The 4,305-nt window shown below is 67.1% G+C and carries 3 protein-coding genes; all 3 read left to right on the top strand.

What is annotated here, in order from left to right; genetic code table 11:
• On the top strand, positions 1-497 hold a 497-nt coding region (locus tag VGL40_03670; protein ID HEY3314369.1), incomplete at its 5' end, for a CdaR family protein.
• Between the two features lie 24 nt (positions 498-521).
• Positions 522-1,874, top strand: coding sequence for a phosphoglucosamine mutase (gene glmM, locus VGL40_03665; GenBank protein ID HEY3314368.1), 1,353 nt, complete (start codon positions 522-524; stop codon positions 1,872-1,874).
• Between the two features lie 539 nt (positions 1,875-2,413).
• The gene (gene glmS / locus VGL40_03660; GenBank protein HEY3314367.1) at positions 2,414-4,252 is read left to right on the top strand and encodes a glutamine--fructose-6-phosphate transaminase (isomerizing); all 1,839 of its coding nucleotides are present in this window, start codon (positions 2,414-2,416) and stop codon (positions 4,250-4,252) included.
• Positions 4,253-4,305 lie beyond the last annotated feature (53 nt).

Here is a 4,305-nt window from a genome sequence, read left to right as displayed (position 1 = left end):
ACCCGGCACCCGGTTACCATCTGGTCTCGGTGACGGCCGAGCCGGGTGAGGTCAAGCTGCGCGGCGGGGCCGACCTGCTGAGCGGGGTGGAAAGCACCACCGCCCAGTCCTTCAGCATTGCCGGGGTCAAGGGCATCGTCTCGCAAGACGTCGAGGTCGTCCTGCCGCCCGGCCTGTCCATGGCCGAGCCACGGACCGTCCGGGTCACCGCGGTCATCGAGGAGGATGCCGGGGACCGGACCATCGCCGGGGTTCCGGTCAAGATCGGCGGCCTGGCCGGCGGTCTTTCGGCGTCCGTCGCCCCGTCGGGCGTGAGCATCACCGTGCGCGGACCGAAGAGCCTCCTCTCCGGCCTGGCCGCGAAGGATATCGCCGCCTCGGTGAACGCCAAGGGGTATTCGCCCGGGTCATACAGCCTCGCCATCGACGTGACCGTTCCCAACGGCTTCACCGTGGTCCAGAAGGATCCGGGGACGGTCGGCGTGACCATCAAGTGACCATCAAGTGAAGGAGACTTGGCAGTGACCAGATTGTTCGGGACCGACGGCGTCCGCGGCGTGGCCAACAGTGAACTCACCCCGGAACTGGCCTATCGTTTGGGCCGGGCCGGGGCTTTTGTTCTGACCCGCAAGTCGAAACGCCCGACCGTGCTGGTCGGACGAGACCCCCGCATCTCCGGGGATCTCCTCGAAGCCGCTCTGGTAGCCGGCCTGTGCTCGGTCGGGGCCGACGCCCGCGGTCTCGGCGTGGTCACCACGCCGGGAGTGGCCCACCTGGCCCGGGTGACCGTCGCCGATGCCGGGGCGATGATCTCGGCCTCCCACAACCCGGTGGCCGACAACGGGATCAAGTTCTTCGACGGGAGCGGCTTCAAGCTCCCCGACGCCACCGAAGACGAAATTGAGGCCCTGGTCAAGGCGGACACGGACGAACTCCCGAGGCCGTCGGGGGCCGGGGTCGGTCGGGTCTACCGCGAGCACGACGCGGTCGAGCGCTACGTGGACTATCTGGTCCAGGTCGGCGGCGGAGAAGGGTCCCTGGCCGGCCTGAAGGTCATCGTCGACTGCGCCAACGGGGCCGCCTCGTGGATCGCCCCGACGGCCCTCAGCCGCTTGGGGGTCCGGGTGACGGCCATGAGCGCCCAACCCGACGGGCTCAACATCAACGTCCGTTGCGGATCGACCCACCCCGAGGCGATGGCCAAGGCCGTCCGCGAGATGGGCGTCGACGCCGGGTTTGCCTATGACGGGGACGCCGACCGAGTCATCGCCTGCGACGCCGATGGGGGCATCATCGACGGTGACGGCCTGCTGGCCATCTACGCCACCGACCGGCTGGCGCAGGAGGCCCTGCCCGGCAAGGCCATCGTGGCCACGGTGATGTCCAACTTCGGCCTCGACCACGCCCTGACGAAGGCCGGCGGCCAGGTCTTCCGGACCCGCGTGGGCGATCGTTACGTCCTCGAGGACCTGCAGCGCCGGGGCCTCACCGTCGGCGGCGAGCAATCGGGGCACATCATCATCCTCGACCACAACACCACCGGGGACGGGATCATTACCTCCATCGCCATCCTCTCGGTGATGAAACGGACCGGCCGCCGCCTGGGCGAGTTGGCCCAGGTCATGGCCAGGTTCCCGCAGGTGCTGGTGAACGTGAGGGTCAGGGACAAGCGGGCCTATGACAAGTCCGAAGCCATCGCCGACGCGGTTAAGCGGGCCGAGGCCTCGCTTGGACGGGAAGGCCGGGTGGTCGTCCGGCCGTCGGGCACCGAACCCTTGGTCCGGGTGATGGTCGAGGCCCTCGACGAGGCCGTCGCCCACCGCGTGGCCGACGAGCTGGCCGGGGTCATCGCCGGGGAGCTGGGGGCGGAGTAGCGGGCGACGGGACCAATCGGGCTGTGGTATAATATCATGGAACAACCGAAGGCGCAGACGCGTCTCAGGAGGGGAGGCGATCAGTCGGCAGGAATTCGAATGGAAGCAGCAGAAGCGCAGTTAAACCCATGTACGGCGGGACGCCAAGTCCTGGACGGCAGAAAGCAGAAAATCGAAGCGCCAGAACTCGCGCGGCAGGGTGGGGTGATGAGCCCGACACGACGCCGGCGAGTTGACGAGGCGGGGGATCTCGGAACTTTCGGCGGGTGACCCCCGGCAGCCACAGTCGTCAGGAATCCGTATAAATCCAGCGGGTGACCGCGGGGACAAAGGGATTCCGGGTGGTGGGGACATGATTTTCCCGTGTCTCCGTTTGACCTATCCCGGCCGCGGCGGCCCCTGCCGCCAGGGCCGGTTCTGACGCCGTCTTCAGGCCGCGCCTTGCTGTCCGCGAGGGGCGGCTTTTTCGTCGCTGGAAACCCCACGGTCGGCCGGCGCTGAGCAGACTAACCAGGCAAGTCAATGGAGGAATGAAGCCAATGTGTGGTATCGTCGGTTATGTCGGGCCCAAGCCGGCCCTGCCCGTCTTGATCGAAGGTTTGAGGCGCCTCGAATATCGCGGCTACGACTCGGCCGGAGTGGCCGTCCTCGTCGATCACCGGATCGAGGTGCGCAAGACCGTCGGCCGTTTGTCGGCCCTTGAGAAGAAGCTGGACGGCGACAAGCCCACCGGGCAGACCGGCATCGGGCACACCCGCTGGGCGACCCACGGCCGGCCGTCGGATGTGAACTCCCACCCGCACGCCGACTGCTCCGGGCGGTTCGTCGTCGTCCACAACGGGATCATTGAGAACTTCCGCCCGCTCAAGGAGTGGCTGGTCTCTGAGGGGCACATCTTCCGCTCCGAGACCGACACCGAGGTCGTCCCGCATCTCATCGAGCACTACTACACCGGCGATCTGACGGCGGCGGCCCGCGAGGCGGCCTCCCGGTTGCGCGGGTCTTTCGCCCTGGTCATCGCCAGCACCGAGGAACCCGAGAAGCTCATCGCCATCCGCAAGGACAGTCCGCTCGTCGTCGGCCTGGGTGAGGGCGAGAACTTCATCGCCTCAGACGTCCCGGCCATTCTCGAGCACACCCGCCGGACCTACGTCCTGGAGGACGGCGATGTGGCCGAGGTCACCGCCGACGAGGTCACTGTGACCGACCTGAAGGGCGAGCCCAGGAAGAAGAAGCCCTTTGTGGTCAAGTGGGACCCGGTCCAGGCCGAGCGGGGCGGCTACGAGCACTTCATGCTCAAGGAGATCCACGAGCAACCGAAGGCCTTCCGCGATACCCTGACCGGGCGGGTGGCGATGGACCGTAAGTCCGTCAAGCTGGATGGGCTCAAATTGACCCCGGAGAAGATCCGCGGGCTGAAGAAGGTCTTCATCACCGCCGCCGGCACGGCCTACCACGCCGGGCTGGTCGGGAAGAACCTCTTCGAGCGGCTGGCGAGGCTGCCGGTCGAGGTCGACCTGGCCTCCGAATACCGGTACCGCGACCCCATCCTCAACCCCGAAGAGATGATGGTTATCGTCGTCAGCCAGTCCGGCGAGACCGCCGATACCCTGGCCGCCATGCGCGAGAGCCAGGCCAGGGGGGTCCACGCCCTGGCCGTCACCAACGTGGTCGGGTCGAGCGTCGCTCGGGATGCCGACGACGTCATCTACACCTGGGCCGGGCCGGAGATCGCCGTCGCCTCGACCAAGGCCTATACCACCCAGATCTTGGTGCTATCCCTTTTGGCCGTGCACTTCGGGCAGATCCGCGGGACGTTGACGGCCGAGCAGGCCCACGCCATCCTGTCCGAGCTGGCCGAGTTGCCCCAGAAGGCCGAGGAGATCCTCGGCCACGAGCAGGCCATCGCCGACTTTGCCCAAAAGTGCGCCGCCTGGCACGACGTCTTCTTCATCGGCCGGGGGCTCGACTACGCCGTGTCCCTGGAGGGCCAGTTGAAGCTAAAGGAAATCTCGTACATCCACGCCGAGGCCTACGCCGCCGGCGAGTTGAAGCACGGCACCCTGGCCCTGGTGGTCGAGGGCGTGCCGGTCATCGCCCTGTCGACCCAGAAGAACCTGCGGGAGAAGATGATCTCCAACATCCGCGAGGTCAAGGCCCGCGACGCCTTCGTCCTGGGGATCGCTCCGGAGGGGTCGGGGGCTGAGGAGATGGCCCATCACTGCGACCAGGTGATCCCCATCCCGGAGACGGATGGGTTGGTCGCCCCGGCTCTGGCGGTCATCCCCCTGCAGTTGCTGGCCTATTACGCCGCCATCGCCAGGGGCTGCGACGTTGATAAGCCGAGGAACCTGGCCAAGAGCGTGACGGTGGAGTAGTAGAGCCCTTTCACATTCCCGTCCACAGCTTCCCCGTAGTCAAGGCCTCTTTG

It is taken from the genome of Bacillota bacterium, assembly GCA_036504675.1.
Taxonomy (GTDB): domain Bacteria; phylum Bacillota; class Sulfobacillia; order JAJYWN01; family JAJZPE01; genus DASXUT01.
Note: the sequence above shows the minus strand (reverse complement) of the source record. Positions and strands in the feature narration are given on the sequence as shown.